The following is a 24,640-nucleotide window of genomic DNA, read 5'->3' as shown; positions in this document are numbered from 1 at the left end:
GGGCCGGTTTCAGGGGGCTTCCGAGGCCTGATCATCGGGATAAACAACAAAGGGGCGGCTCACGGGAGCCGCCCCTTTGTTATGGCCAAGGGTCGGGCCACGCAGCGTCTCTCTGAATGCGATAAATCTGCCCGATCAAGAAGACCCCATGGAAAGTGACTTTCATCTTTCCTTTTTTCCGCAGTTGCCTTTATGCTGAAAAATGCTTTTTGAACCGTTGCATCATGGGGCATTCAATAAAGCACCTGTGCACGGTTATCTCGTGTTGAGGCCGTCCTGGCTTTGCTTGGCCTTGCGGGTTTGCGGGCGCAACTGACGGCGGGCCAATGCCGTCGGCGGCCAAGAGCAGGGTGTCCGCTCCCGGCCGCCGCCGTCCCTTCTTTTGATCGTTATGCCGGCGCGACGATGCCTGCCACGGCCTTGGCCAGGCCGTCTTTGCCCGAAACCGCCAGGGTCTGGTAGAGTTCCATCATGGTCGCCTGGGAAAACACGTAGTTGCGAAACGCGTTGAACCGGGACGACTTGTCGTCGGCGATGCCGTAGCGGTCCCGGGCCAGCTCGGCCAGGGCGGCGATGGACCATTTGCCGGCCGGCACGGACAGCACCCAGTCGTGGTCGCCCAGGTGGCAGACAAACCCTTCCATGCGCCGAGGCAGGGGCAACGTGTCGCCCGAAGGGGCGATAAGCCCGGCCTTGGCCGCATCGACTCCGGCCAGGACGGCCGCCGCCTTGAGCCAGGCCACAGGCTCGGCCTCGTCTTTTTCCGAGCCGGGGTGGTTGTGGGCGCAGGCCTGGGCCACCACGACCTCGGCGGGGATGCCGCGCACGATGGATTCGGCCACGCTTAGCACATGGTGTTCGCCCGTGCCGGCCAGGGACTGTTCGGGCCGCGACGCGCCGGCTTCGCTCCAGGCAAAGACCCAGGGCTTGTGCAGATCGTGGAGCATCTGGGAGACGACCACCGTGTCGCGGTCCAGGGCAAAGCCGTAGACGTCCTTGTAGGCGTCAAAAATCGCCAAGGTGATGCGCATGTTGACGGCCACGTGCACGGGCAGGCCGCCGGGATAGGCGTGGTGGCTCTGGTAGCCGCTGCCCGGGGCGCTGCGAAAGGGCTGGGGCGAGGCGGCCGGATCGGCCACGGGCGGCAGCAGGGTGTCGGCGGTCTGGCCCTTGAGCCAGCCCTTGGCGGCCAGCTCCTCGGCCACGGCGGCCCGGTGCTTGGGATCGGCCAGTCTGGCGGCCAGGGTCGGGGCGGGATTGTCGAGGACGGCCTCGACCTTGGCCCGCAGTTCCGGGTTGGCGATGGTTGCGGCCACGTCGCGCAGGTATTGCCAGGAGGCCCCCACCAGCGGCGAGGCGTCGGCCATCTCCAGCGGCGTCATGGCCGCGACGGCGGCAAGAGCCGCGGGGCCGGAAGCGGCGGCCCGAGCCAGGGTCGGAAAAGCGGCCCGGGCCACGGCCACGCCGCCGACGGCCAGACCAAGGCGCAAAAACGCCCGACGGTCAAATGACAGGTCCATGAGCATATCCCTCCAAGTTTTGCAGGGATATGGACCTGCCTCGTGTCCGGCCGGTAGACGCCGGACGACGATTGCGCGACAAGGAGGGCAACGGGTCCGAAACCGCCGGCCCTTAAGCTTGGGCCCAAGCGGCCGAAGGGATGGCAAGAGTCCAAACACCAGCCCGGGAGGGGCGCATGAAACGGCTTTTTCCCATCGTGCTCATGACAGCGCTGGCGCTGGCCGCCCTGCCCGGCCGGGCAGCGGCCTTTGACGAACAGTCCGTCATGATCTGCGCCTTCCGCCAGGCCCTGGCCATGCTCACCTGCAAAACGCCCGACAAGTACAGCTTCCTTGGCGTGCGCGACGGCGTCTTCGTGTTCAACAGCCACTTCGCCAAGGGCTTCGCCGACTTCTACGTGCAGCTAAACGGCGACCTGGCCATCTTTTCCAGCCGCGTCTGGCACGGCCGCATGCCCTCGGGGCGCATCGTCAAGGATTACGCCGCCGGCTGCGTCCAGGTCATCATCGACCCGCTGCCCTGCTCAAGCTTCCACACCGCCCGCTGCTGCGGCAGTCAGTAAGAAAAGAATGCCTCCAGCGGCCGGGGGCCTGAGGCCCCCGGACCCCCCGATGGAAGAAAAGGGTTAGGGCCTGGCCCCTCGTGTGGCGGCCCTTGAAAAATACGAGAGTATTTTTTAAGAAAAATCTATTATTTTAAGGCGTTGTTTAAGAAAAGCCCTCTGCGCGTTTCGTGAACGCGCCCCTAGGCCAGCCCGGCCATGGCCGCTGCTGTCTGGCTGGCGCTGCCGCCCTGGTCGTTGCCGGCCTGCTGCTTGGCCTTGTAATAGGCCGTCTGGGCTTCCAGCAGGGACAGGCGCAGCTCGGCCAGCTTGGCTTCCCGTTCCTCGCGGGGCGCGTCGTCCTCTTCCGTGGCCTTGATCTCCGCCTGAATCCGTTCGATCTGGGCCTTGAGCGCCTGCAAGGTCGCATCACTGTCGTCCTCGGCCTGCTTTTGGGCCTTGGCCGCCTCCGCACCGCCCTGGGCGACCCCGGCGTTGCTGGCCGTGGCGGCGTTGCTGGCCATGGCGGAAGCCTTGGCCAGGGCCTCGGCGGAAAAGGTCACGGTATCGCCCCGGGCGGCTGCAGATGCGTCGGTCCCGGCAGCTGAAGACCCGGACAGGCCGGAACCGCCGGCAGCGGCCGCCCCGGACAGGCCCGGGCTGGCGGCGTTGTCGAGCAGGGAAGGCAGAATGGTATCCATGGCAACCGACCCCCTTGTTTCAAGGTGTATCGGCGGCGCATAGGAAAACTTAATACGGCAAGGTGAAGCGACGGCCGGCCATGGCGCGCCAGCCAACCGCGAGCGTACGCTAGGTCGACGTTTCGCAGCGCGCGCTTTGGGGAAAACGGCTCCGAACGCCTCGCGTCAAACCCTTGGGGCGTAAGGGGCGCGGCCCCGGAGGGCGGCAAGGGCTTGGGCCGCCCGCCCGTTCAAAGCGGACAGCATCATTCGGGCCGGCCGCGGCAGGTTCACGCTCGGGCTTCGTTGCCCCGGCGGCCGGCCTGGGCGTCAGGCGGCCGCCCTCGGGAAACGCGACGGCCTTATGACGCGCCGCCGTAGGCCGTGGAAGCGGTGTTGCCGTTGCTGCTCGACGACGAGCTCGACTCGCTTTGCTCCTGCAGAGCCTGGGCGTACTGGGTCTGCAACTGGGCCAGCTCGTTTTGCAGCTGCATCTTCTTGGTGTCCTTTTCTTCCTCGGAAATGGCCTCGCTTTCGACCTTCTCGATTTCCTGCTGGAGCTGCTGGATCTGCTCCTTGAGGCTTTCCACCAGGTCGTCGGCGTCATCATCGTCGTCCTCTTCGTCGTCGGACGAACCGGAGGAGCCGGCCGAGCCGGCCTGCATGGCCCCGCCGCCGCCCTGGGCCGCGCCGGCGGACTGCGCCTGGCCGCCAGCGGCAGCGGTAGAAGCATCCTCGGTTTCGGTGGTCGCGGCCGCGCCCGTGCTGGCGGCGGTCCCGGCGTTGCTGGCGGTCTGGCCCGAGGCCAGGGCGGCGGCCAGGGACTTGGCCTCGTCGGAAATGGTCACGGTGTCGCCGCTGGCGGTAGTCGATGCGGTCGAAGCGCTGGCGCTCGTTTTCGTCGTGGCGGCAAGGCTCGATCCTGACGCTGTTTGCGTCGTATTGGCATAAAGAGTCAGGCTGGTATCTATGGCGGCCATGACAACCTCCTTGTGTATGCCCACTTATCGGACGCAAAATGCCCAGGTTTAGGCTGCATGGGCATTTATTATAAAATATATTTCAAGAAGAGATTGTATCTTTTGCAAAAGTTTTGCGTCTTCCAACAAGAAGTAATACAAATACACAAGAGCACTACGTCAACATAGCGCCCACATAACATTCGTCTTGCAGAATAAGGAGGATTGTCGCCGTGTCGTTCGGATGCCCCGGAAAGCGGCAGGCTCTTATAAGCTAAGACGCTGGCGCGGCGAAGCCGGTTACAACGACAACCGGTTTTCGAGGCGCGTCGAGGGCTCGCCACGCTGCGGCGGGCGGCGGCCGAACCAGTCGGCTGCGTCCAGGGTCGGGCAACGCGCCCCGGTTCGGCGGGAAGGTGGAGAAAGTAAACAGGCCCGACGCGTCGGCCCATGACCTGACAGGAGGCCACAGGCTCCGGGAGGCTGGGGAGACGGCAAGCAGGCCGCCGAGATCCAGAGCTTGTCCGCCTGGCCGCCAGGCGGCCTCTGGCGACAAGGAAAGGCGCGGGGCGTCTCGGCGTAGCGCGAGGCCTTGGCGCGGCAGGCGTCAGCAGCCCCGGCGCGGCGAACCCCGACAGCCGCAGCCAGGAGCCGGACAGCCTTTGAGGCCGGGGTCAGGCCGGGCCGCAGCCGCAGCCGCCGCCCAGGGCCGCGTGCAGCAGGGCCAGGGCCGCGTCCTTGTCCACCGGGCGCGAGAACATGAAGCCCTGGGCCTTGTCGCAGTCGGCGCTGCGCAGCTTGTCGAGCTGGTCCTGGTGCTCCACGCCCTCGGCGATGACGGTCAGCCCCAGGCTGCGGGCCAGGGCGATGATGGACTTGACGATCTCCTGGCTTTCGCCGTTGACGTCGTCGCCGCTGATGAACGACCGGTCGATCTTGAGGTGGTCGATGGGCAACTGGCGCAGGTAGGACAGGGAGGAATAGCCGGTGCCGAAGTCGTCGATGGCGATCTTGACGCCCAGGGCTTTGAGGCGGCTCAGCTCCCCGGCCGTGTGCTGGGCGTCGTGCATGAGCACGGATTCGGTGATTTCGAGCTTGAGGCAGGCCGGGTCCAGGCCGGTCGTCTCCAACACCCCGGCCACATGGTCCACCAAGCCCTCTTTCACGAACTGGCGGCAGGACACGTTGACGCTCACCGAGAGCTGTTCGGCCTCGGGCAGTTCCAACTGCCACTTGCGCAGCTGGCGGCAGGCCTCGGCGATGACGAACCGCCCGAGCGGCTGGATCAGGCCGGTTTCCTCGGCCAGGGGGATGAACTGCACCGGCGGCACCAGCCCCCGGTCGGGGTGGTCCCAGCGCACCAGGGCCTCGAAGCCCTCGATGCGCCCGGTCTGCACGTCCACGATGGGCTGGTAGTGCAGCAACAGCTCGCCGCGGTCCAGGGCGGCGCGCAGATCGGCCTCCAGGCTGATGGCGTCGAGGATCTCCTGGTGCATCCGCCGGTCGAAGATCATGGAGGGCCGGCCGGACTCCTTGGCCCGGTACATGGCGATGTCGGCGTCGCGCAAAATGTCCTCGGGCGACTGGTAGTCCCGGGTGCGCAGCACGATGCCGACGCTGGCCCCGGGAGTCACCGTCGTGCCGCACAACATGCAGGGCTTGCCAAGCGCCGCGCCGATGCGGTCCACCACGGCCATGACTTCCTTTTTCGACTTGAGCTCTTCAAGGATCACGGCGAATTCGTCTCCGCCAAGCCGGGCCACGGTGTCCATGGAGCGCACGCAGGCCATAAGCCGCCGCGACACCTCGACCAGGAGCTGGTCCCCGGCCTGGTGTCCCAGGGTGTCGTTTATGCCCTTGAACTTGTTGAGGTCGATCATGAGCACGGCGTACTGGTAGTCGCCGCGCCGCCGGGCGCGGGTCAGCGCCCGGTCCAGGCGGTCGGCGAAAAGGCTGCGGTTGGGCAGCCCGGTCAGGGCGTCGTGGAAGGCCTGGTGGGTGATCTGCTCCTCGAAGGCCTTGCGCTCGGAAATGTCCTGATAAATGTAGACGATGCCCTGGGGCTGGCCGCCGAATTCGATGGGGAAGCCGATCATGGAGACCGGGAGGAGGCGGCCGTCGCGGTGCTGGCGGAAGGTTTCGCGCACCATGGGCTTGCCGGACAGGATGGCCCCGCGCGTGCTCTCGCATTCCCCGAGCAGGTGCTTGGGCACGATGTAGGCGCGCATGCCGTAGCCCTTGATCTCGGCCGCCTTGAAGCCGAACAGGTCCTCGAAGGCGTGGTTGACGTCCACGATGTTGCGCCGCATGTCGATAAGCGCGATGGCCTGGGGCGAATTGGCGAAAAGCTGGTCGAAATAGGCGCGCTGGGCGGCGAGCTGCTCCTCGGCCCGCTTGCGGTCGGTGATGTCCACCACCGTGCCTTCGTAGTAGGCCACGGCCCCGTCGGCGTCGCGCACGACCCGGGCGTTTTCGGAAATCCAGATGACGCTGCCGTCTTTTTTGTGGATGGCCGACTCGAAGTTGCGGACCTGGTCGTGGGCCGAGAGCTCGCGCACGAAGTCGTCGCGGCGCTTGGGCTCGACATACAGCTGGTTTTTGATGTCCCGGAAGTGCTCGGTCATCTCGTCCACGGAATCAAAGCCGTAGATGCGGGCCAGGGTGCGGTTGACTTCCAGGTAGCGGCCGCCGGGGGTGGTCTGGAAGATGCCTTCCACGGCGTTTTCGAAAATCGCCCGGTATTTGCGTTCGGCCGCGTCGAGTTGTTCCTCGGCCCGGCGTCGCCCGGAGATGTCGCGGAAGATGACGCAGGACACGGGCTTGCCGTCCACCTGCCCCGCCGGAAACTGGCAGGGGCTGGCGTCCACGGTGGCCCCGTCGCCGGCCGTCCAGCGGGTGCGCCGGGAAAAGGCCGCGCCGCCAAGGCTCCAGTCGTTGCCGGCTGTTTCGCCGTCGTCCGCCGGCCGCACCACCTGGCGCAGGTCGCGGCCCACGACCTCGGCCGCGTCCAGGCCGAAAAGCGCCTCGAAGGAGGCGTTGACGGCCAGCACCAGGCCGCCGGCGTCGCGCACCAGGGCCGCGTTGGGGGAGCTCTCGAAGATGCGCCGGTAGACGTCTTCCGGAAGCGCGGCAGACGAATGTGTCATGACGACCGCCTTAGGCAAAAGTGACGGGCATGTAGCAAAAGCGGTTCCAAGGTGTCAATACTTCGGAATGCTTAATGATTCGCAGGGCAACGACCACAATGAGCCGACATTTTTGGCAACAATACGACATTTTTGCAGCCGAACCACGCCGCCGACGCCATTTGACCCTTTTCCCCTTTTTGCCTATTTTTCCGGTTTCTCGCGGCCACGCCGCCATCCAACGCAAACGAGGTTCCGCCATGACCGCACCCGACGCGGAAGTTCCGGCCAAGTCCGGCCCGGCTCCTGCCCGTGATTTCATTCGCCAGATCGTCGATGAGGACAACCGCGTCGGCAAATGGGGCGGCCGCGTCCACACCCGCTTCCCGCCCGAACCCAACGGCTACCTGCACATCGGCCACGCCAAGTCCATCTGCCTCAACTTCGGCCTGGCCAAGGAGTTCGGCGGGCTGTGCAACCTGCGCTTCGACGACACCAACCCGGCCAAGGAAGAGGTGGAATACGTCGACGCCATCAAGGAAGACGTGCGCTGGCTCGGCTTTTCCTGGGACGACCGGCTTTTTTACGCCTCGGACTACTTTGAAAAGCTCTACGCCTTTGCCGAACAGCTCATCGAAAAAGGCCTGGCCTACGTCGATGACCTGAGCCAGGAAGAGATCCGGGCCTACCGGGGGACGCTCACCGAACCCGGCAAGGACAGCCCCTACCGCGACCGCTCGCCCGAGGAAAACCTCGACCTGTTTAGGCGGATGCGGGCCGGCGAATTCCCGGACGGGGCCAAGGTGCTGCGGCTTAGGATCGACATGCAAAGCCCCAACGTGGTGTTGCGCGATCCGGTCATCTACCGCATCAAGCACGTCGAGCACCACCGTACGGGCAACGCCTGGTGCATCTACCCGATGTACGACTACACCCACTGCATTTCCGACGCCCTGGAAGGCATCACCCACTCCATCTGCTCCCTGGAGTTCGAGAACAACCGGCCGCTCTACGACTGGGTTCTCGACCGCCTGCCCGTGCCCGGCCATCCCCAGCAGATCGAGTTTGCCCGCTTGAACCTGTCCTACACGGTGCTGAGCAAGCGCAAGCTCATCCAGCTCGTCACCGAAAAAGTCGTCTCGGGCTGGGACGATCCGCGCCTGCCGACCCTAAGCGGCATCCGCCGCCGGGGCTACACCCCCGAGGCCATGCGCGATTTCTGCGAACGCATCGGCGTGTCCAAGGCCGACAGCCAGGTGGACATGGCCCTGCTCGAACACTGCCTGCGCGAGGACCTAAACGCCCGGGCCAAGCGCCTCATGGGCGTGCTGCGGCCGCTTAAGCTCGTTATTACGAATTATCCCGAAGGCCAGGTGGAAGACATCAACTTCCCCTACCATCCCGAGGACACGGCCATGGGCGCGCGCAAAGTGCCCTTCACCCGGGAACTCTACGTCGAGCGCGACGATTTCATGGAAGTGCCGGCCAAGAAGTGGTTCCGCCTCGCCCCGGGGGCCGAGGTGCGGCTGCGCCACGCCTACTACGTCACCTGCACCGAGGTCGTGAAAGACCCGGCCACGGGCGAGGTAGTCGAGCTGCATTGCGTCCACGATCCGGCCACCAAGGGCGGCTGGTCCAGCGACGGCCGCAAGGTCAAGGGCACCATCCACTGGGTGTCCGCTGCCCATGCCCTGCCGGCCGAAGTGCGCCTTTACGACCGCCTCTTCACCAAGGAGAACCCGACCGAGGGCAAGGGCGATTTCATGGATCACCTGAACCCCCACTCCCTGGAAGTGATCGAAAACGCGCTGATCGAACCGGCCCTGGCCGACATCCCCGTGGGCGAGAACGTCCAGTTCGAACGCCTGGGCTACTTCTGCGTGGACAAGGACTCGACGCCCCAAAAACGTGTCTTCAACCGCTCGGTGGCCCTTAAGGACTCCTGGGCCAAGGCCGCGCGGTAGCGGGAATACGGGAAGATGCCTCCGGCGGCTGGGGGCCTGAGGCCCCCAGGCCCCCCACCTGAAGACAAAGGGTAGAGGGGGCCGCCCGGCGGCGAGACGGTCGGCGAGATGGCCGGAAGCCGAAGCCGGAAACCCAAAAATTGTACGGCGCGCGTCCGCGGACGCGCGCCGTTTGTTTTGGGCAGGACAGAGGGAGTCAAGGAATTTGAACGCTGCTCAAAGAGGCGGCCCCAGCCGGTTGCCGCCGGCTGGGGCCGCGCAAAGCCGCAAGGGCTGGGCGTGCCGTTATTCAGACGCGCCAAATGAAAAAGGACTTCCGGGTCGCCATCCCTGAAGTCCTTTTTCTAAAATTCCGTTCTTGGAGGAAGGATGAAAATAATATAGCAACTGTCGTGCCAACACGCCGAGACGCTTCCGGCGAACTGCCATGGCCTTGAAATAACGTCCCATTCTCTTCGTTCCAGCCTCCTGCAACAACTGCCATGCCGCGCCAAGGGGGTACAGGATCTTGTACCCGGCCTGGTAAGCGGCGGCAGGTTGGTACAAAATTTTTCACGCCACCCCGGACAATGCGGCCCAACCCTTTGCAAAGCCTTGTGCTGCGGTGTATTTGTGCTGGGCAGTGGGCGATTTCGCCCGGCCGATCCACCCTTTTCCCAGGAGAAGACCCATGCGCTTGTTTCTCCTTGCCGGCCTTGGCCTGGCCCTGGCCGCCCTTGGCGCGGCCTGCACCCCCAAACCCGTCACCGATACGGAGTTCCGGGGATTTTGCTACACCTCCGGCGGCGGCCGCCATGCCTCCTGCGACTCCATTTCCCTGTGCAACGTTTTCGATTCCTCGGTCCTGTCCGTCAAGCACGCCTCGCGGGAGGACTGCTCCAAGGCCTGCGACGCCGTGGCCGACACCCTCACCGCCGACAACCAGTTCAACGGCTGCATGCCGGTGGTGGCCAGCGGCGCGAGCTGGTGCCGCCGCTACTGCCTGGGCAACTATCCCCAATGACCCCGAAAGGCGTCTTGACTGTTTGACGGGCGGCGATGCAGGACTGCATTTTATGCGAAAATGCAACGCCGCGTTGGCGCCATGGCTCTGCCGCAAGGGCTTTTCTCAAGGCTAATTGATTGAAAATAATGTATTTTTCTAAAAAAACCCAGGCACTGCTCTTGGCCGGCACGACCCATGCAAGGTTTTCGCCCGTTTTTTTCGGGAGGAAACCGCCATGTCCCTGGAAAGCGCCCAGGCCTTTGTGGCCAGACTGCGAGAGGATGCCCAGTTTCGTTGGTCTCTTGGCGAATGCCGCGATCAGTGGGAACGCCGCCGTTTCGTCGTGTTGCAGGGTTACCGCTTCAGCCCGGCCGAACTCGTCTGCGCCACAAGCCCCGCCGGCCGCGCTTCGCCCGAACGGGCAGCCATCATCGACCGGGTGCGCCGCCAGCACGGCGATGGCTCCTACGCCTTCATGTAGCCCCCTCGCCCGGAGGCCTGCCCCATGACGCGCGCCGTCCTGCGGCTGGGCCTCGTGTTGGCCGTGCTGGCCCTGGGCCAGCCGGCCTGGGCCAGGGAACCGGCTCCGCCCCTGCCGCGTCCGGCCCTGACCGAGGCCGAGCAGGCCTATCTGGCTGCTCGCCCGGAGCTGCGAGTGGGCGTCGGCCAAGGCCAGATACCCTTTCAGGACGTGGTCACCTCGCCCCAGGGGCATCCGCGCTATGTGGGGCTGGCCGCCGATTATCTCGAAACCCTCTCCGCCATGCTTGGCGTCGCCCTGGAGCCAAGCTTCGGCATCTCCTACGCCCGGGCCTTGGAACTGGCCCAGACCGGCGGCATCGACCTTTTTGCCTGCATCACCGACACGCCGGCCCGGCGGGCCTATCTGCACATGACCACCCCCTACGCCAGCCAGCCCTATGCCATGATCACCCGGGCCGGCTCGGACGCCGTGTGGAGCGTGCCCGATCTGGCCGGCCGGGTCGTGGCCGTATCCCCCTCGTTTGTCGCCTACGAGCGCCTGCAGCAGGAATACCCCGATCTGCGCGCCCGTTTCGAATTCAAGCGCAACGCCCCGGAAACCTTGCAGGCCGTGGCCGAGGGCCAGGCCGACGCCTGTTTCCTCAATGTCGTCGCCGCCACGAGCATCATCCGGGAATACGGCCTGACCAACCTGCGCATAACAGCCGTCATGGCCTGGCCGGACAACGCCTTGTGCATGGCCTCGCCCGACCCGGTCCTGGCCGGCATCATCCAAAAGGCCCTGGACGCCATCCCGGTGGACCGCAGGATCGCCCTGGCCGCCCGCTGGTATGACGCCGGATCCCTGCCGGCCAAAAGTTACGTCCGGCCGGTCCAGCTGTGGCTCGCCGCAGGCGCGGTCGCCCTGGTCGCCCTGTCCGTCTGGTGGTGGCGGCGGCTACGCCGGGAGGTTGCCCGCCGCGAGGCCACCGAACGCGATCTCTGCCGGCATCGGGAAACCCTGGAGGCCGTGCTCAACGCCACCACCGACGCCATTTTGGTCCTCGACGAAGCCTATCACGTGGTCATGGTCAACCGCACCGGAGCCGAGCGCTTCGGCCTGGCCGTGGAAGCCATGCTTGGCCAGGGCATCCTGGAGCTCACCGACGCGCCCGTGGCCGCCAGCCGACGCCAGCATTACCGCCAGGCCCAGGCCACCGGCCGTCCGGTGCGCTTTGCCGACAAGCGCGCCGGCCGCGTCTACGAAAACACCATCTATCCCATACCGGCCTTGGCCGGAGACCGGCCAAGGCTGGCCATCTACGCCCGCGACGTCACCGAGCAGATCGCCGCCGACCAGGCCGTGCGCCAAAGCCAGGAGCGCCTGGCCAACATCTTCCGCCTCTCCCCGGTGGTCGTCACCGTCACCACCCTGCCCGACGGCCGTCTCCTCGACGTCAACGAGGCGTTTAGCGCCTACTCGGGTTTTTCCCGGGAAGAGGTCATCGACCGCAGCCCGGCCGAACTGGGACTGTGGGTCCACCCCGGCGACCGCGACCGCATCTTCCGGGCCGTGGAACGCGACGGCCAGGTGCGCAACCTCGAGCTGTCCATGCGCATGCGCAACGGCCGGCTGACCACCTTCCTGCTGTCCTGCACGCCCATGGAAGCCTACGGCCGGCATTGCCTGCTCTCGGTCCTGGTGGACATCAGCGGTCGCAAGACCATGGAAGAGGCCCTGCGCCTGGCCAAGGAGTCGGCCGAAGCCGCCAACAAGGCCAAAAGCCGCTTCCTGTCCACCATGAGCCACGAAATCCGCACGCCCATGAACACCATCCTCGGCATGGTGGACGTGCTGCGCGGCACCGAGCTCTCCAGCCGGCAGCAGGAATTCCTGCGCACCCTGGAAGTGGCCGGCGAATCCCTCATGGCCCTGTTGACCGACATTCTGGAACTGTCGAAAATCGAATCCGGCGTGCTGGAACTGGCCGAAACGGCCTACGACCCCCTGGAGCTGGCCGGCCAGGTCGTGGCCCTGCTTTCGCCCCAGGCCCAGGCCAAGGGCCTTACGCTCCGCCTGGAGGCCGCCAAGGACGCCCCCAGGCAGGCCGTGGGCGATCCCGACCGTATCCGCCAGATCCTGATCAATCTCGTGGGCAACGCCATCAAGTTCACGGCCGCGGGCGAAGTGGCCCTCAAGCTGTCCCTGCTGCCGGCCCGGCTGTCCCGCGAGGAGCTGCTCTTTGCCGTGTCCGACACCGGCATCGGCATCCCGCCCGAGAAGCGCGAGGCTATTTTCAAGCCCTTCACCCAGGTGGATTCCTCCACCACCCGGGCCTACGGCGGCATCGGACTTGGCCTGGCCATCTGCGCGCTGCTGGTGGACGGCATGAACGGCCGGCTGTGGCTGGAATCCGAACCCGGCGCGGGCAGCATTTTTTATTGCGCCCTGCCGCGCGACGCCGGCATCGCCCGCCCGACGCCCGCCCCGGCCCCGGCCCCGGCCCGGGCCGTCCAGGCCCGGCCTCCCGCCGGCCGTCGGCTGCTCATCGTCGAGGACAGCGAACCCAACCGCCAGATCTACGAGGCCTTTCTCGAAGACCTGCCCCTGGCCGTCACCTATGCCCACACCGGAACCCAGGCCCTGGAACGCGTCGAACGCGGCATGTACGACGCCATAGTCATGGACATTCAGCTCCCGGACATCGACGGGCTGACCGTCATTCAGGAGATCCGCCGCCGCGAAGCCGCCGCCGGCCGGCCGCCTTGTCCCATCCTCGTGGTCACGGCCTTCGCCTTCCGCGAGGAAAGCGGCCGGGCCGCCGAAGCCGGCGCGTCGGACCTGCTCACCAAACCCATCCAAAAGAACGTCTTCCTGGCCGCGGTGGCCCGACTGCTGGGCGAAGGCTCCCTGGCAACAGCCGCGCCGTCCCAGGCATGGACAGCGTCCGACGATTCGGGCTACATTGGGCACTGATTCCCAAACTTCGCCAAGGAGACGCCGTATGGCCGCCCGCTCCTCTCACAACGACGCCATGGCCGCCGAACTACGTGAAATCATCCGCCACGCCGGCGCTTTGGTGGACGCCACCGCCGACGAAGCCGATGAACGGGTCCAAAAGGTCCGCGAGCTGCTGGAAAAACGCCTGGACGCCGCCAAAAGCAAGTACGCCGACCTTGATGACCTCCTGGACCGCAAGATCGAGGCCGCCGACCGTCTCGTCCACGACAAGCCCTACCATGCCGTGGGCGGCTCCTTTCTGTTGGGGCTGCTGCTGGGGTGGTTCATGAGCCGCAAGTAGTGGCCGACACCTTTGCCGCCTTGTCGGAGCTCCTGGCCGCCGCCGGCCGCATGGCCGGGCTGGCCCTGGACATCGTGGTCGACCGGCTGGAACTGCTGGGCCTGGAGGCCCGCGAGGCCAAGGTCCGGCTGGTCCAGCTGCTCCTGCTGGCGGTTGTCGGCGCGGCGCTGTTCCTGATGGGTCTGGCCCTGGCCGTGGTGGCCCTGTTTTTGGCCCTGCCGCCCCAGTGGAGGCTGTGGCTGGCCGCCGGCGGCGGGGCGCTGCTGCTGCTGCTTGGAGCCTGCGCCCTTCTCGTCCTGCGCCGCCGGCTGGCCCGGTTGCCTTTGGCCTTTTCTCAGTCCGTGGCCGAACTCAAAAAGGACCGGGCATGTTTCTAGACGGCAAGCTGCGCGAACTGGCCCGAGCGCGCCAGGACCTGGGCCTGCGCATCGAACTCTCCCGCCGCCTGGTGCGGCTGGAATCGGCCATGGCCCGCGACGGTCTGCGCCGGGGCTTTGGCGATGTGCGGCTGGGCATTGGCCTGGCCAGATGGTTTTTCTCCCGCCTCGCCGGACGCTGAGCTGACGCCCGGGGCGGCAAGGAGCGGCATGTGCGACTGTTTTCCAGCCTGTCGATCCGCAGCGGCCTGGTGCTGACCGCCCTGCTGGCCGTGCTGCCGGCCCTGGCCCTGCAACTGGTCACGGGGTTGGAGCATCGCCGCCATCTGGAAACCGAGGCCAAGGCCGAGGTCTCCCGGGCCGCCGCCGCCATGGCCGAAGTCCAGGAACGCATCACCGACAGCACACGCCTGCTGCTCACCGCCCTGGCCGCCATGCCTGAACTGCGCGCCAGGGACGCCGCCGCCTGTTCCGCCCTGTTCGCCACGCTCCTGGACAAAAATCCTCTCTATACCAATGTGCTGGCCGCAGACGCAAACGGCGACATGTTCGCCTCCGGCCTGCCGTTTGCCCTTCTCAACTTCAGTGACCGCAAATATTTTCGTGACGCCATGGCCACCCGCCAGTTCGTGGCCGGCGAATATGTCGTCAGCCGAACCACCGGCACGCCGTCCTTCCCCTTCGCCCTACCCATTCTCGACGAGACCGGACAGGCCGTCGGCGTGTTGATCGCCGCCGTCAAGCTCGATTCCTTCGACGCCGTCTTCGCCAGGTTGCACATGCCTGGCGCAGCCAACCTGGGGCTGGCCGACCGCAACGGCATCCGGCTCTTCTACCGGCCGGTCAATCCGGCCAACCCCGTGGGCAGCCCCATCCGGCCGGCAGTCTTCGACGCCATCCAGGCCGGCGGCGACGAGGGCCTGACCTTGCAGCCCGGCTCCGACGGCGTCCTGCGCTATTACGCCTTTCGCAAGCTGCGCCTGTCCCCGACCGCGCCGCCCTACATGAGCCTTGTCGTCGGGCTGCCCGAGAACGTTATCCTGGCCCCGGCCAACCGGGCGCTGGCCGAGAACCTCGGCCTGCTGGCCGCTGCCGCCGCCCTGGCCCTGGGCGTGGCCTGGGTTGTCGGCGGCCCCATCCTCGCCCGGCGGCTGGCGCGCATCGCCGACACCGCCGCCCGCATCGGCCAGGGCGACCGGCAAGCCCGCACCGGCGTTCCCCACGATGCCTCGGGCATCGGCACGGTCGCCGCCAGCCTCGACGCCATGGCCGACCAGCTCGCCGCCAGCGACGCCGAGCGCGACCGGGCGCTGGCCGCCCTGCGGGCCAGCCAACAACGTCTGGCCCATATCACCGCTTCCATGCCCGACTGGATCTGGGAGACCGACGCCAACGGGCGCTACGTCTATATGGGCGAAAAGGTGAAGGATGCCCTGGGCTATGAGCCGGCCTCGCTGATTGGGCGCAGCGTGTACGACGGCCTGGCTCCGGGCGAGGACGAAACCATGCGCCAGATCGTGGGCAAGGCCCTGGAAGCCTGTCTGCCCATCCGCGACCTCATCAACTGGCGCATCGCGGCCGACGGTTCGCGCCGCTGCCTCATGTGCAACGCCGTGCCCTGGCATGACGAGGACGGCACGTTTCGCGGCTACCGGGGCGTGTCCAAGGACGTCACCAAGTGGGTCGAAGCAGACCGGGCCGTGCGCGCCTCGTTGGCCGAAAAGGAAATCCTGCTCAAGGAAGTCCACCATAGGGTCAAAAACAACCTCCAGATCATCTCCAGCCTGCTCTATCTCCAGGCCGAGCAGGTGGACGATCCCGTGGCCCTGGAGAGCTTTCGCGTCAGCCGCAACCGCATCGCCTCCATGGCCCTGGTCCACGAGGAGATCTACCGCTCCGCCGATCTGGCCCGCATCCGCCTCGACAACTACATCCGGGATCTTTTGCCCAAAATTTTCGGTCAGGTCGGCCAGGGCGCGCCCGTTGCCGTGGACTGCCGCCTCGATGCGGTCACCGTGCCCATCGAACAGGCCGTGCCGGCCGGCCTTGTGGTCAACGAACTGCTCACCAACGCCCACAAGCACGCCTTTCGGGACAACGAGCAAGCCCGCCTCGACGTGACCCTGGCCGTGCGGGACGGGTTCGTGGAAATCGACGTGGCCGACAACGGTCCCGGCCTGGCCCCGGATTTCGCCGTGGAAAGCACCGGCACCCTGGGCATGCAGCTTGTGGGCAACCTCGCCCGCCAGCTCGGCGGCCAGGTCACGGCCCGAAACGACCACGGCGCGGTCTTCAGCCTCACCTTCCCGACTGCCGGCAGGACTTGACGCCGCCGGCCGCCGCCCCCAAACTGCCTCCATGCCTGAACGCCCCGAAGCCAAACAGCCCGCCTCGGGCGTTGCCGACGCCCGACCGTCCCGCGACCCTGCTCCCGATGTCCGGCCCGACGGCCGCCCAGGCCCGATCAGCGCCCCCCCCCGGCCCGACGCCTGCGCCGTGATCCTGGCCGCCGGCCTGTCCTCGCGCATGGCCGGGCCGCTCAAGCCCGTGCTCCCCCTGGCCGGCAAAACGCCGCTTTCCCGGCTGGCCGACACCTTTCGCCAGGCCGGCCTCACCGACATCCTCGTGGCCGGCGGCCATCGTCAGGCCGAGGTCGCGGCCGAGGCCGAGCGCCTGGGCCTGCGCTTCATCCATAATCCCTATTACGCGACCGGCATGTTCTCCACGGTCAAGGCCGCCCTGGCCGCCGTGCCCGAAAGCTGCCGCCGGCTCATCCTCACCCCGGCCGATATTCCGCTGTTCCGCCCGGCCACGGTGGCCCGGCTGCTGGCCCGGGCCGAGGCCCCGGACGCGCCCCCCGTGCTCTATCCGACCTTTGGCGGGGAGCGCGGCCATCCCCTCTGCCTCGACGCGGCGCTGTTGCCGGCCGTTTTGGCCTACGGCGGCGACGACGGCCTGCGCGCCGCCCTGGCCCCGTTTCCCCAGGTCGGGGTCGCCGTGCCCGACGAACTGGTCCTGGCCGACATGGACACCCCGGCCGACCACGCCCGACTGGACGCCCGGGCCGCACGGCTGGGCATCCCCACAGTGGCCGAGGCCGAGGCCCTTCTTGCCACCCAGGCCGTGCCGCCCCAGGGCTTGGCCCATGCCCGGGGCGTGGCCGCCGTGGCCCTGGGCCTGGCCAGGAGCCTCAATGATGCCGGCGCGGCCCTGGACCTTGAGCTTGTCGAAGCCGCCGCCCTGCTCCACGACGTGGCCAAGGGCCGGCCCCACCACGAACAGGCCGGCGGCGAACTGCTCTTTTCTCTCGGGTTCGATCAAGCCGCCGCCATCGTCGCCGCCCACCGCGACATCGAACTGTCCCCCCACCAGCCCGTCACCGAACGCGAGATCGTCTATCTGGCCGACAAGTTCGTCCACGGCCGCCAGCTTGTGCCCGTGGCCGTGCGTTTCGGCCAAAAGCTCGACCTGTTCGCCCACGACCCGCAGGCCCTGGCCGCCATCACCCGCCGCCGGCAAAACGCGCTGACGGTCCTGGCCCGGGTCGAGGCCGGTCTGTCCCGGCCGCTCCCCGACATCCTGGCCGACACGGGCCTGACCTGGGAGGTCCTTCCATGAGTACGCTCTATCTCATGCGCCACGGGGCCATCGTCCAAAGCCACCCCCGCCGGTTCGTCGGCCAGACCGACCATCCCCTCACCGACGAAGGCCGGGCCCAGGCCGCCCTGTGGCGCGATGCCCTGGCCGACGTGCCGTTCACCGCCGCCGTCTGCTCCGACCTCGCCCGCTGCCGCGAAACCGCCTCTATCGTCCTTGGCGGCCGCGACCTCATGGTGCGCCCCGAACCGCGCCTGCGCGAAATCGCCCTGGGCGCTTTCGAAGGCCTCACCGTGGACGAAGTGCGCGAGCGTTTCCCCGGAGCCTACGAACGCCGGGGCTGCGACATCGCCGGATTTACCCCCCAAGGCGGCGAAAGCTTCGCCGACGTCCAAAAACGGGCCGTGGCCGCACTGGCCGAGCTGGCCCCCCTGTGCGGCAACGTCCTGGTCGTGGCCCACGGCGGCGTCAACCGCACCATCCTGTGCCACGCCCTGGGCCTGGACCTGACGCGGCTGTTCCGCCTGGGCCAGGACTACTGTCGCCTCAACCTCCTCGACCTCTCCCCGGACTGCTGGCGCGTCGATGCCGTCAACCTCGCCCCGACGCTGCCGTGGAAGTTTTTGGGGCCTTGATGAAGAGGAAGATGCCTCCGGCGGCCAAAGGGGCTGAGCCCCTTTGGAAACCCCACCTGGGGAGGGGTGGAAGGGGACGAAGGAACGCGGGGCATGGGAGCAGCGACGCTGTATTTGTATTTCCCATGGCCTTGCTATGAAACGCCTCGCAGCAGGACGCGGCAATACATCGGCAAAACCAAAAACCGCCGTTGACAAGCGTTCCAGGCGATGCAATGCACTGGATCATGCGAAATTTGCTTGTCCTTTCCTGCGTCATGGCCGCCGTTCTGGTCGGGTGTTCCGGCGAAAAACCGCCCAGAAAGGCCGAAGGCCGCACGGTCGACGTGCCTGTTCGCGTCGCCGCCCGGGCCGACGCGGTGGAATGCCGCTCGTTTCCGGCCCAGGTGGAATCCGAACAAAGCGTCACCCTGTCCAGCAAGGCCACCGGCACCGTGGTGGCCGTCATGGCCGAGGAAGGCCAGAAGCTCACGGCCGGCGCGCCCATCCTGCGCCTGGACGAGCGCGAGCTGGCCGGCCAGGAACAGGCGCTTTTCGCCGAACGTGACCAGGCCCGGCGCGAAAAGGAAGCCCTGGCCGCACGGGCCGCCCTGGCCCGGACCACCATGGAGCGCATGGGCCGGCTGCTCGGCCAGAAGGCCGTGAGCCAGGAGGACTACGACAAGGCCCGGGCCGAGGCCGACGCCCTGGCCCGCCAGAGCGAGGCCGCCGGGGCCAAGGAACAAGCCGTGGCCTCCAGGCTTTCCGAACTGGCCGTGCTTCGCGGTTATGCCACGGTTACCGCCCCCTTCGAGGGCATCCTGGCCCGGCGCTACGTCGACAAGGGGGCCTTCGTGGCCGCCGGCGCGCCCCTGGCCCTGCTCGACGCCACCACCGGCCGTTTCGATCTGGCCGCCCAGGTGGACGAAACCTTGCTCCCGGCCCTGCGCCAGGGCCAGACCATCCTGGCCGCCGTGCCGGGGCTGGCCCCAAAACCGTTCCCCGTCACCGTGGCCGCCGTGGTCGGCCGCATCGACCCGGCCAGCCGGTCGTTCAAGATCAAGTGCGCCCTGCCCGAGGCCGTGCCCGACGCCGCCGGCCCGCCCCGGGCCGGCATGTTCGGCCGAGTCTACGTGCCGGCCCGCACCGCCCAAAAACTCCTGCTGCCGGCTTCCTGCCTGAGCCTTCGCGGCGACCTGCCCATGGCCGCCGTGGCCGGGCCGGACGGGACGCTAGGCCTGCGCGTGGTCAAGACCGGCGGCAGCTTCGCCGCCGTGGCCTTTGCCGGAGCCACCTATCTGACCGATTCCGAAGCCTTCGAGGGCCAGGCCGGCGACGACCGGTTCGTGGAGATCATAAGCGGTCTGGCCGACGGCGACCGGGTGGCCTGCCCGGCCGGGGCGACCCTGCGCGACGGCGACCGGCTGGCCTCCGGAGCCGGCCAGTGAGCGGGCAGGAACATCCGGGCCGCCACGGCGACTGGCTGCACCGGCTGACGGCCCATTTCGTCGATGCCAAGCTCGCGCCGTTGATCATCGTCGCCGCCCTGTGCGCCGGCGTCCTGGCCGTCTGGGCCACGCCCAGCGAAGAGGAACCGCAGATCGTCGTGCCCATGATCGACGTCCACGTGTCCATGCCCGGGGCCACGCCCAAGGAGATGGAGAACCGGGTCATCGCGCCCATGGAGCGCATTCTCTGGGAAATCCCGGGCGTGGAGTACCTCTATTCCACGGCCGGCGACGGCGAGGCGCTCACCGTCGTGCGTTTCAAGGTCGGCTCCGACGTGGAACGCAGCGTGGTTTCCGCCTATGCCCGGCTCTACCAGCACTTGGACTGGATTCCCCCGGGCTGCGAGCGGCCCATATTGAAGCCGCGCTCCATCGACGACGTGCCGGTGCTGGCCGTCACCTTCTGGGGCGGCCCCTACGACGGCCGCCAGCTGCGGGCCATGGCCAACGCCGTCAACGACGAGGTGCGCCGCATCCCGGGCGTGGGCGAAACGGTCGTGGCCGGCGGGCGCAAGCGGGCGGTCATGGTGGAGCCCGACCCCGACCGGCTGCGCGCCCGGGGTCTGGACATGGCCGATGTGCTGGACGCCCTGGGCCGGCAGAACACCGCCCGGGCCGTGGGCGAAACCTACGAGGCCGGCGCGGCCGTGGCCGTGCGGCTGGACAATTTCTTTCGCAGCCAAAAGGAACTGGAGCGGGCCGTGGTGGCCGTGCGCGACGGCCGGCCGGTCTATCTGGCCGATGTGGCCGCCGTGCGCGACGGAGCCGACGACCCGGACGACTACGTCTTTTTCGTGCCCGGCCCGGCCATGGAGACGGCTCCCGGCCGGGAAGCGCCCCGGCCCGGCGAGGCCCATCCGGCCGTGACGCTCTCCGTAGCCAAGCGCCTGGGCGAAAACGCCTCGCGCATCGCTGATGCGGCGCTATCACGCATCGAAGGCCTTCGCGGCTACGTGCTGCCGGCCGACCTGGAAACCACCGTCACCCGCAACCTCGGGGCCACGGCCCGGCACAAGGTGGACGAGCTGCTCGAACACCTTGTCCTGGCCGCCGTCACCGTGGGCGGGGTGGTGGCGCTGTTTCTCGGGCTTCGGGCCAGCCTGGTGGTCATGGTGGCCGTGCCCGTGACCCTGGCCGTCACGCTGGCCACCTACTGGCTCATGGGCTACACCCTCAACCGCGTGACGCTGTTTGCGCTGATATTCTGCATCGGCATCCTGGTCGATGACCCCATCGTGGACGTGGAAAACATCGTGCGCCGCCTGGGGCTGCCTGACGCCAAGGGGCGGCGGCTGTCCGACATCATTGTCGATGCCGTCAGCGAAGTGCGCGCGCCGCTCGTCCTGGCCACTTTCACGGTCATCGCCGCCATCGCGCCCATGGCCTACGTGGGCGGCCTCATGGGCCCCTACATGCGGCCCATGCCGATTGGCGCGTCGGTGGCCATGCTGCTGTCCATGGTGGTGGCCTTTCTCATCACCCCCTGGACGGCCAAGCGGACGCTTACGCCCGAGCCGGCCGCCCACGCCGAAATTCCCGATGACGTCGGCACGAGGCTGTATCTCTGGCTCATGGACCGGCTGCTGACCCGCCCGGTCTGGCGCTGGGGGTTTCTTGCCCTGGTCGGGGCGCTGTTTCTCGGGGCCTGCGCGCTGTTTCCGGCCAAGGCCGTGCTGGTCAAGATGCTGCCCTTTGACAACAAAAGCGAATTTTCCGTTGTCCTGGACATGCCGCGCGGCACGACCCTGGAGCGCACCGCCGCCGTGGCCCGGGAGTTGGCCGGGGCGGCGCTCACCCGGCCCGAAGCCACCGACGCCGTCATCTACGCCGGCACGGCCGCGCCCATGACCTTTAACGGCCTTATCCGGCACTACTACCTGCGAAGCGGCCAGAACGAAGCCGAGATCGCCGTGAACCTCCTGCCCAAGGGCGAGCGCAAGCTCCAAAGCCACGCCATCGCCAAGGCCGTGCGCGAGACGCTCACCCCCATCGCCGCCCGACACGGGGCGCGCATCAAGGTGGCCGAGGCCCCGCCCGGGCCGCCGGTGCTGCAGACGCTGGTGGCCGAACTCTACGGCCCAACCGACGCCTCGCGTCTGGCCCTGGCGACCCAGGTGCGCGACGTCATGCTGGCCACCCCCGACGTGGTGGACGTGGACTGGTACGTGGACGACCCGCGCCCCGAGCGCGTCATCCGCATCGAGCGCGACAAGGCCCTGGCCGCCGGCATCGACCCGGCCCGGGCCTTGGCTGACGTGGCCGCCGCCTTTGACGGCACGGTGGCCGGGCTGCTCCACGACGCCGCCGCCCGGGAGGACGCGCCCATCGTGGTGCGGCTGCCAGCCGCCTTCCGGCCCGACGCGGCCAGCCTTGAGGCCGTGGCCGTGGCCGGCGACGGCGGCAGGCTCGTGTCCCTGGCCCAGATCGCTTCCATTGAGACCGTCACCCAGCCCAGCCGGCTCTATCACAAAAATCTGCTGCCCGTGGTCTACGTCACAGCCGACGTGGCCGGGCGCGAGGAAAGCCCGATCTACGCCATCAACCGGATAAACGATTCCCTGGCTTCCCTGGGGGCGGCGGGCAAGGGGGCCTGGAACGCGGCCGGACAGCAGACCCTGCCCATCCTGTGGAACGGCACGCCCGACCAGACGTTTGATTTGAGCCTCAAATGGGACGGCGAATGGCAGATCACCTACGAAGTGTTCCGCGACATGGGCCTGGCCTTTGCCGTGGTCATGGGGCTTATTTATCTGCTGACCGTGGGCTGGTTCGGTTCCTACACCGTGCCCATCGCGATCATGGCCCCCATTCCGCTGTCGCTGATCGGCATCGTGCCGGCCCACGCCATGGCCGGGGCCTTTTTCACGGCCACGTCCATGATCGGGTTCATCGCCGGGGCGGGAATTGTTGTGCGCAACTCGATTATCCTGGTGGATTTTATCGAGATGCGCCGAGCCGAGGGCATTCCCCTGGCCAAGGCCGTGGAGGAGGCCGGGGCGGTGCGGTTTCGGCCCATGCTTTTGACGGCCGTCAGCGTGGTCGGCGGGGCCTTCGTGATCCTGTTCGACCCCATCTTCCAGGGGCTGGCCATTTCGCTTATGGCCGGCGAGGTGGCGGCCACCATATTCTCGCGCATGGTGGTGCCGGTGCTGTATTACCTCGACGCCCGGCGCGGCGAAGCCCGGACGACCGGCTGATTCCACCCACCAAACGACAAAGGCGGCCGGGCCCCCAGTTCCGGCCGCCTTCACATGCGCGCATCGCGCCCTTCATAAATAACACCGGCTCCCCCCTTTAACCCCTTCCCCATTCGGGGGGCCGGGGTGGCGGTCGGCCCCCGGCCGCCGGAGGCATTCATAATCTTCTTCCTCAAACCCCAATTTCCGCATCCGTTTTGGCAGCAACAACTCGGCCGCCTCGGCCTGGGGCAGCAGACCCACGGCGTCGAGGTGGGCGGCCAGGGAGCGGCCGGCGGCACGGGCTTCATCCATGAGCCGGGCCACGGTCTCGTAGCCCAGCGCCGGCACCAGCACCGTGGCCAGGGCCTGGCTTTTTTCCACCAGCTCCCGGCAGCGCGTCTCGTCGGCATCGATGCCGGCCACGCATTTGTCGGCGAAAAGAGTCGAGGCGTCGCGCAGCAGGCGGATGGATTCCAGAAGCTTATGGGCCAGAAGCGGCAGATATTGGTTGATTTCGAGCTGCCCCAGGCCGGCGACCAGGGTCACGGTCTGATGGTTGCCCATGACCGTCAGCGCCGCCTGGCCCACGCACTCCGGGATGACCGGATTGACCTTGCCGGGCATGATGGACGACCCGGCCTGCAAGGCCGGCAGGCGGATTTCGCCCAGGCCCGTATGCGGGCCGCTGGCCAGAAGCCGCAGGTCCGAGGCGATTTTCAGCAGATTGGCGGCAAACGCCGACAAGATGCCTGAAACCTCGACGAAACAGTCGGCGTTGGCCGTGGCGTCCACGAGGTTTTCCGCCCGCGACACCGGCAGCCCCGTCAGATGGCGCAGGTGTTCGGCCGCCTTGAAGATAAACGCGCGCGGCGCGCCCAGGCCCGTGCCCACGGCCGTGCCGCCAAGCGGCACCTGCTTGATGCGCTCGCGGCATTTGAAGATGCGCCACCGGTCCCGGGCCACGGCCTCGGCGAACGCGCCAAAGGTCATGCCAAGGGTCATGGGCACGGCGTCCATGAGTTCGGTGCGGCCCACCTTCACGATGTGGGCAAAGGCCGTTTCCTTGGCCTGCAAGGCGTCCTGCAGGCGCGAGGCGGCCGTCTCCAGGTCTTTGAGCAGCGTGAGCGCCGCCACCCGAAGCGCTGTCGGATACGTGTCGTTGGTGGACTGGTGCAGATTGACGTGCCCCAAGGGCGAGAGAAATTCGGAGTCGCCAGGCTGGCGGCCCATGAGCTGCAAGGCGCGGTTGGCCACGACCTCGTTGACGTTCATGTTGGTGGAGGTGCCGGCCCCGCCCTGCAAGGCATCGACAGGAAATTGCTCGGCATGCCGCCCGGCGGCGATTTCGCGGCAGGCGGCCACGATGGCCGCGGTTCGCGGCGCGTCGAGATGGCCGCCATCCTGATTGGCCAGGGCGCAGGCCGCCTTGACCCAGGCATAGGCGATGAGCAGCTCCGGGGCCACGACCTGGCCCGAAACCGGAAAATTGGCCACGGCCCGGGCCGTATGCACGCCGTAAAGGCTGCCCTCGGGGAGCGCCGTCGCTCCAAGGGCATCAGTGTCCTGTCGCATGGAGCACGCTCCCCGAAAGGCAACCAGTGCGGCAGGCCGATCCCCGGACCATCCGGTTGGCGACCCCCGCTGCGGCGGCTTGGGTAACACGAATCCTGTTAAAGATCATCCAGGGCTGGCGCTGCCCTGCACCCGCCGGGCGCTGCCCGGACCCGCCGGGCGCTGCCCGGACCCGCCGGGCGCTGCCCGGACCCGCACGGGCGCTGCCCGTGACCCGCACGGGCGCTGCCCGTGACCCGCACGGGCGCTGCCCG

The 24,640-nt window shown here is 67.5% G+C and carries 18 protein-coding genes; 13 read left to right on the top strand and 5 right to left on the bottom strand.

Annotated elements, in window-relative coordinates:
- Window positions 1-389 precede the first annotated feature (389 nt).
- Window positions 390-1,520: a metal-dependent phosphohydrolase gene (locus C3Y92_RS00935; protein ID WP_235669566.1), complete on the bottom strand. Its 1,131-nt coding sequence runs from the start codon at window positions 1,518-1,520 to the stop codon at window positions 390-392.
- Window positions 1,521-1,696: 176 nt separating this feature from the next.
- On the opposite strand from C3Y92_RS00935, the gene C3Y92_RS00930 reads away from it, so the two are divergent.
- Window positions 1,697-2,083: a hypothetical protein gene (locus tag C3Y92_RS00930; RefSeq protein ID WP_129348615.1), complete on the top strand. Its 387-nt coding sequence runs from the start codon at window positions 1,697-1,699 to the stop codon at window positions 2,081-2,083.
- Between the two features lie 182 nt (window positions 2,084-2,265).
- Here C3Y92_RS00930 and C3Y92_RS00925 read toward each other — a convergent pair whose 3' ends face one another.
- From C3Y92_RS00925 to C3Y92_RS00915, 3 genes are all read right to left on the bottom strand, one after another.
- On the bottom strand, window positions 2,266-2,763 hold the full coding sequence (locus tag C3Y92_RS00925) for a hypothetical protein (protein ID WP_129348613.1): 498 nt from the start codon (window positions 2,761-2,763) through the stop codon (window positions 2,266-2,268).
- Window positions 2,764-3,104: 341 nt separating this feature from the next.
- Window positions 3,105-3,722 (bottom strand): FlxA-like family protein, encoded by a 618-nt coding sequence (locus C3Y92_RS00920; protein WP_129348611.1) that lies wholly within the window; start codon window positions 3,720-3,722, stop codon window positions 3,105-3,107.
- Between the two features lie 653 nt (window positions 3,723-4,375).
- Complete coding sequence (locus C3Y92_RS00915) at window positions 4,376-6,847, bottom strand: sensor domain-containing protein (RefSeq protein WP_129348610.1); 2,472 nt, start codon at window positions 6,845-6,847, stop codon at window positions 4,376-4,378.
- A gap of 239 nt (window positions 6,848-7,086) precedes the next feature.
- Between C3Y92_RS00915 and C3Y92_RS00910 the strand changes: the two genes are divergently transcribed.
- The 12 genes from C3Y92_RS00910 (at window position 7,087) to C3Y92_RS00855 (ending at window position 22,832) form a co-directional block, all read left to right on the top strand.
- On the top strand, window positions 7,087-8,790 hold the full coding sequence (locus C3Y92_RS00910) for a glutamine--tRNA ligase/YqeY domain fusion protein (protein ID WP_129348608.1): 1,704 nt from the start codon (window positions 7,087-7,089) through the stop codon (window positions 8,788-8,790).
- 670 nt (window positions 8,791-9,460) lie between these two features.
- A complete protein-coding gene (locus C3Y92_RS00905) occupies window positions 9,461-9,793 on the top strand; it encodes a hypothetical protein (RefSeq protein ID WP_129348606.1) in 333 nt (110 codons plus the stop codon).
- A gap of 217 nt (window positions 9,794-10,010) precedes the next feature.
- Window positions 10,011-10,256, top strand: coding sequence for a Nif11-like leader peptide family natural product precursor (locus C3Y92_RS00900; protein ID WP_129348604.1), 246 nt, complete (start codon window positions 10,011-10,013; stop codon window positions 10,254-10,256).
- A gap of 24 nt (window positions 10,257-10,280) precedes the next feature.
- Window positions 10,281-13,214 (top strand): ATP-binding protein, encoded by a 2,934-nt coding sequence (locus C3Y92_RS00895; protein WP_129348602.1) that lies wholly within the window; start codon window positions 10,281-10,283, stop codon window positions 13,212-13,214.
- Between the two features lie 28 nt (window positions 13,215-13,242).
- A complete protein-coding gene (locus C3Y92_RS00890; RefSeq protein ID WP_015863063.1) occupies window positions 13,243-13,539 on the top strand; it encodes a DUF883 family protein in 297 nt (98 codons plus the stop codon).
- Window positions 13,539-13,916 (top strand): phage holin family protein, encoded by a 378-nt coding sequence (locus C3Y92_RS00885; RefSeq protein WP_129348600.1) that lies wholly within the window; start codon window positions 13,539-13,541, stop codon window positions 13,914-13,916. The genes C3Y92_RS00890 and C3Y92_RS00885 overlap by 1 nt, the downstream gene beginning before the upstream one ends.
- Entirely contained in the window at window positions 13,907-14,098 is a 192-nt protein-coding gene (locus C3Y92_RS00880; protein ID WP_129348598.1) for a hypothetical protein, read from the top strand. The genes C3Y92_RS00885 and C3Y92_RS00880 overlap by 10 nt, the downstream gene beginning before the upstream one ends.
- A 30-nt stretch (window positions 14,099-14,128) precedes the next feature.
- Window positions 14,129-16,243: a histidine kinase dimerization/phosphoacceptor domain -containing protein gene (locus tag C3Y92_RS00875; RefSeq protein WP_129348596.1), complete on the top strand. Its 2,115-nt coding sequence runs from the start codon at window positions 14,129-14,131 to the stop codon at window positions 16,241-16,243.
- Between the two features lie 31 nt (window positions 16,244-16,274).
- Window positions 16,275-17,534, top strand: coding sequence for a DVU_1551 family NTP transferase (locus C3Y92_RS00870; RefSeq protein WP_129348594.1), 1,260 nt, complete (start codon window positions 16,275-16,277; stop codon window positions 17,532-17,534).
- Window positions 17,531-18,148, top strand: coding sequence for a histidine phosphatase family protein (locus C3Y92_RS00865; protein WP_129348592.1), 618 nt, complete (start codon window positions 17,531-17,533; stop codon window positions 18,146-18,148). The genes C3Y92_RS00870 and C3Y92_RS00865 overlap by 4 nt, the downstream gene beginning before the upstream one ends.
- 227 nt (window positions 18,149-18,375) lie before the next feature.
- Window positions 18,376-19,575: an efflux RND transporter periplasmic adaptor subunit gene (locus tag C3Y92_RS00860; RefSeq protein ID WP_129348590.1), complete on the top strand. Its 1,200-nt coding sequence runs from the start codon at window positions 18,376-18,378 to the stop codon at window positions 19,573-19,575.
- Complete coding sequence (locus C3Y92_RS00855) at window positions 19,572-22,832, top strand: efflux RND transporter permease subunit (protein WP_129348588.1); 3,261 nt, start codon at window positions 19,572-19,574, stop codon at window positions 22,830-22,832. Before C3Y92_RS00860 ends, C3Y92_RS00855 begins: the two co-directional genes overlap by 4 nt.
- Before the next feature lie 72 nt (window positions 22,833-22,904).
- Here C3Y92_RS00855 and C3Y92_RS00850 read toward each other — a convergent pair whose 3' ends face one another.
- Window positions 22,905-24,386 carry an aspartate ammonia-lyase gene (locus C3Y92_RS00850; protein ID WP_129348586.1) on the bottom strand — a complete coding sequence of 494 codons (1,482 nt, stop codon included), beginning with the start codon at window positions 24,384-24,386 and terminating at the stop codon, window positions 22,905-22,907.
- Between the last annotated feature and the right edge of the window lie 254 nt (window positions 24,387-24,640).

The sequence above is a fragment of the Solidesulfovibrio carbinolicus genome (genome assembly GCF_004135975.1).
Lineage (GTDB): Bacteria > Desulfobacterota > Desulfovibrionia > Desulfovibrionales > Desulfovibrionaceae > Solidesulfovibrio > Solidesulfovibrio carbinolicus.
The sequence above is the reverse complement of the archived record's forward strand: the minus strand, read 5'-3'. Positions and strand labels throughout refer to the sequence as shown.

Coding starts and splice junctions, on each gene's coding strand:
- C3Y92_RS00865 (WP_129348592.1), top strand. CDS start 17,531: ATGAGTACGCTCTATCTCATGCGCCACGGGGCCATCGTCCAAAGCCAC.
- C3Y92_RS00880 (WP_129348598.1), top strand. CDS start 13,907: ATGTTTCTAGACGGCAAGCTGCGCGAACTGGCCCGAGCGCGCCAGGAC.
- C3Y92_RS00870 (WP_129348594.1), top strand. CDS start 16,275: ATGCCTGAACGCCCCGAAGCCAAACAGCCCGCCTCGGGCGTTGCCGAC.
- C3Y92_RS00850 (WP_129348586.1), bottom strand. CDS start 24,386: ATGCGACAGGACACTGATGCCCTTGGAGCGACGGCGCTCCCCGAGGGC.
- C3Y92_RS00915 (WP_129348610.1), bottom strand. CDS start 6,847: ATGACACATTCGTCTGCCGCGCTTCCGGAAGACGTCTACCGGCGCATC.
- C3Y92_RS00920 (WP_129348611.1), bottom strand. CDS start 3,722: ATGGCCGCCATAGATACCAGCCTGACTCTTTATGCCAATACGACGCAA.
- C3Y92_RS00900 (WP_129348604.1), top strand. CDS start 10,011: ATGTCCCTGGAAAGCGCCCAGGCCTTTGTGGCCAGACTGCGAGAGGAT.
- C3Y92_RS00910 (WP_129348608.1), top strand. CDS start 7,087: ATGACCGCACCCGACGCGGAAGTTCCGGCCAAGTCCGGCCCGGCTCCT.
- C3Y92_RS00905 (WP_129348606.1), top strand. CDS start 9,461: ATGCGCTTGTTTCTCCTTGCCGGCCTTGGCCTGGCCCTGGCCGCCCTT.
- C3Y92_RS00930 (WP_129348615.1), top strand. CDS start 1,697: ATGAAACGGCTTTTTCCCATCGTGCTCATGACAGCGCTGGCGCTGGCC.
- C3Y92_RS00925 (WP_129348613.1), bottom strand. CDS start 2,763: ATGGATACCATTCTGCCTTCCCTGCTCGACAACGCCGCCAGCCCGGGC.
- C3Y92_RS00860 (WP_129348590.1), top strand. CDS start 18,376: ATGCGAAATTTGCTTGTCCTTTCCTGCGTCATGGCCGCCGTTCTGGTC.
- C3Y92_RS00890 (WP_015863063.1), top strand. CDS start 13,243: ATGGCCGCCCGCTCCTCTCACAACGACGCCATGGCCGCCGAACTACGT.
- C3Y92_RS00895 (WP_129348602.1), top strand. CDS start 10,281: ATGACGCGCGCCGTCCTGCGGCTGGGCCTCGTGTTGGCCGTGCTGGCC.
- C3Y92_RS00935 (WP_235669566.1), bottom strand. CDS start 1,520: ATGGACCTGTCATTTGACCGTCGGGCGTTTTTGCGCCTTGGTCTGGCC.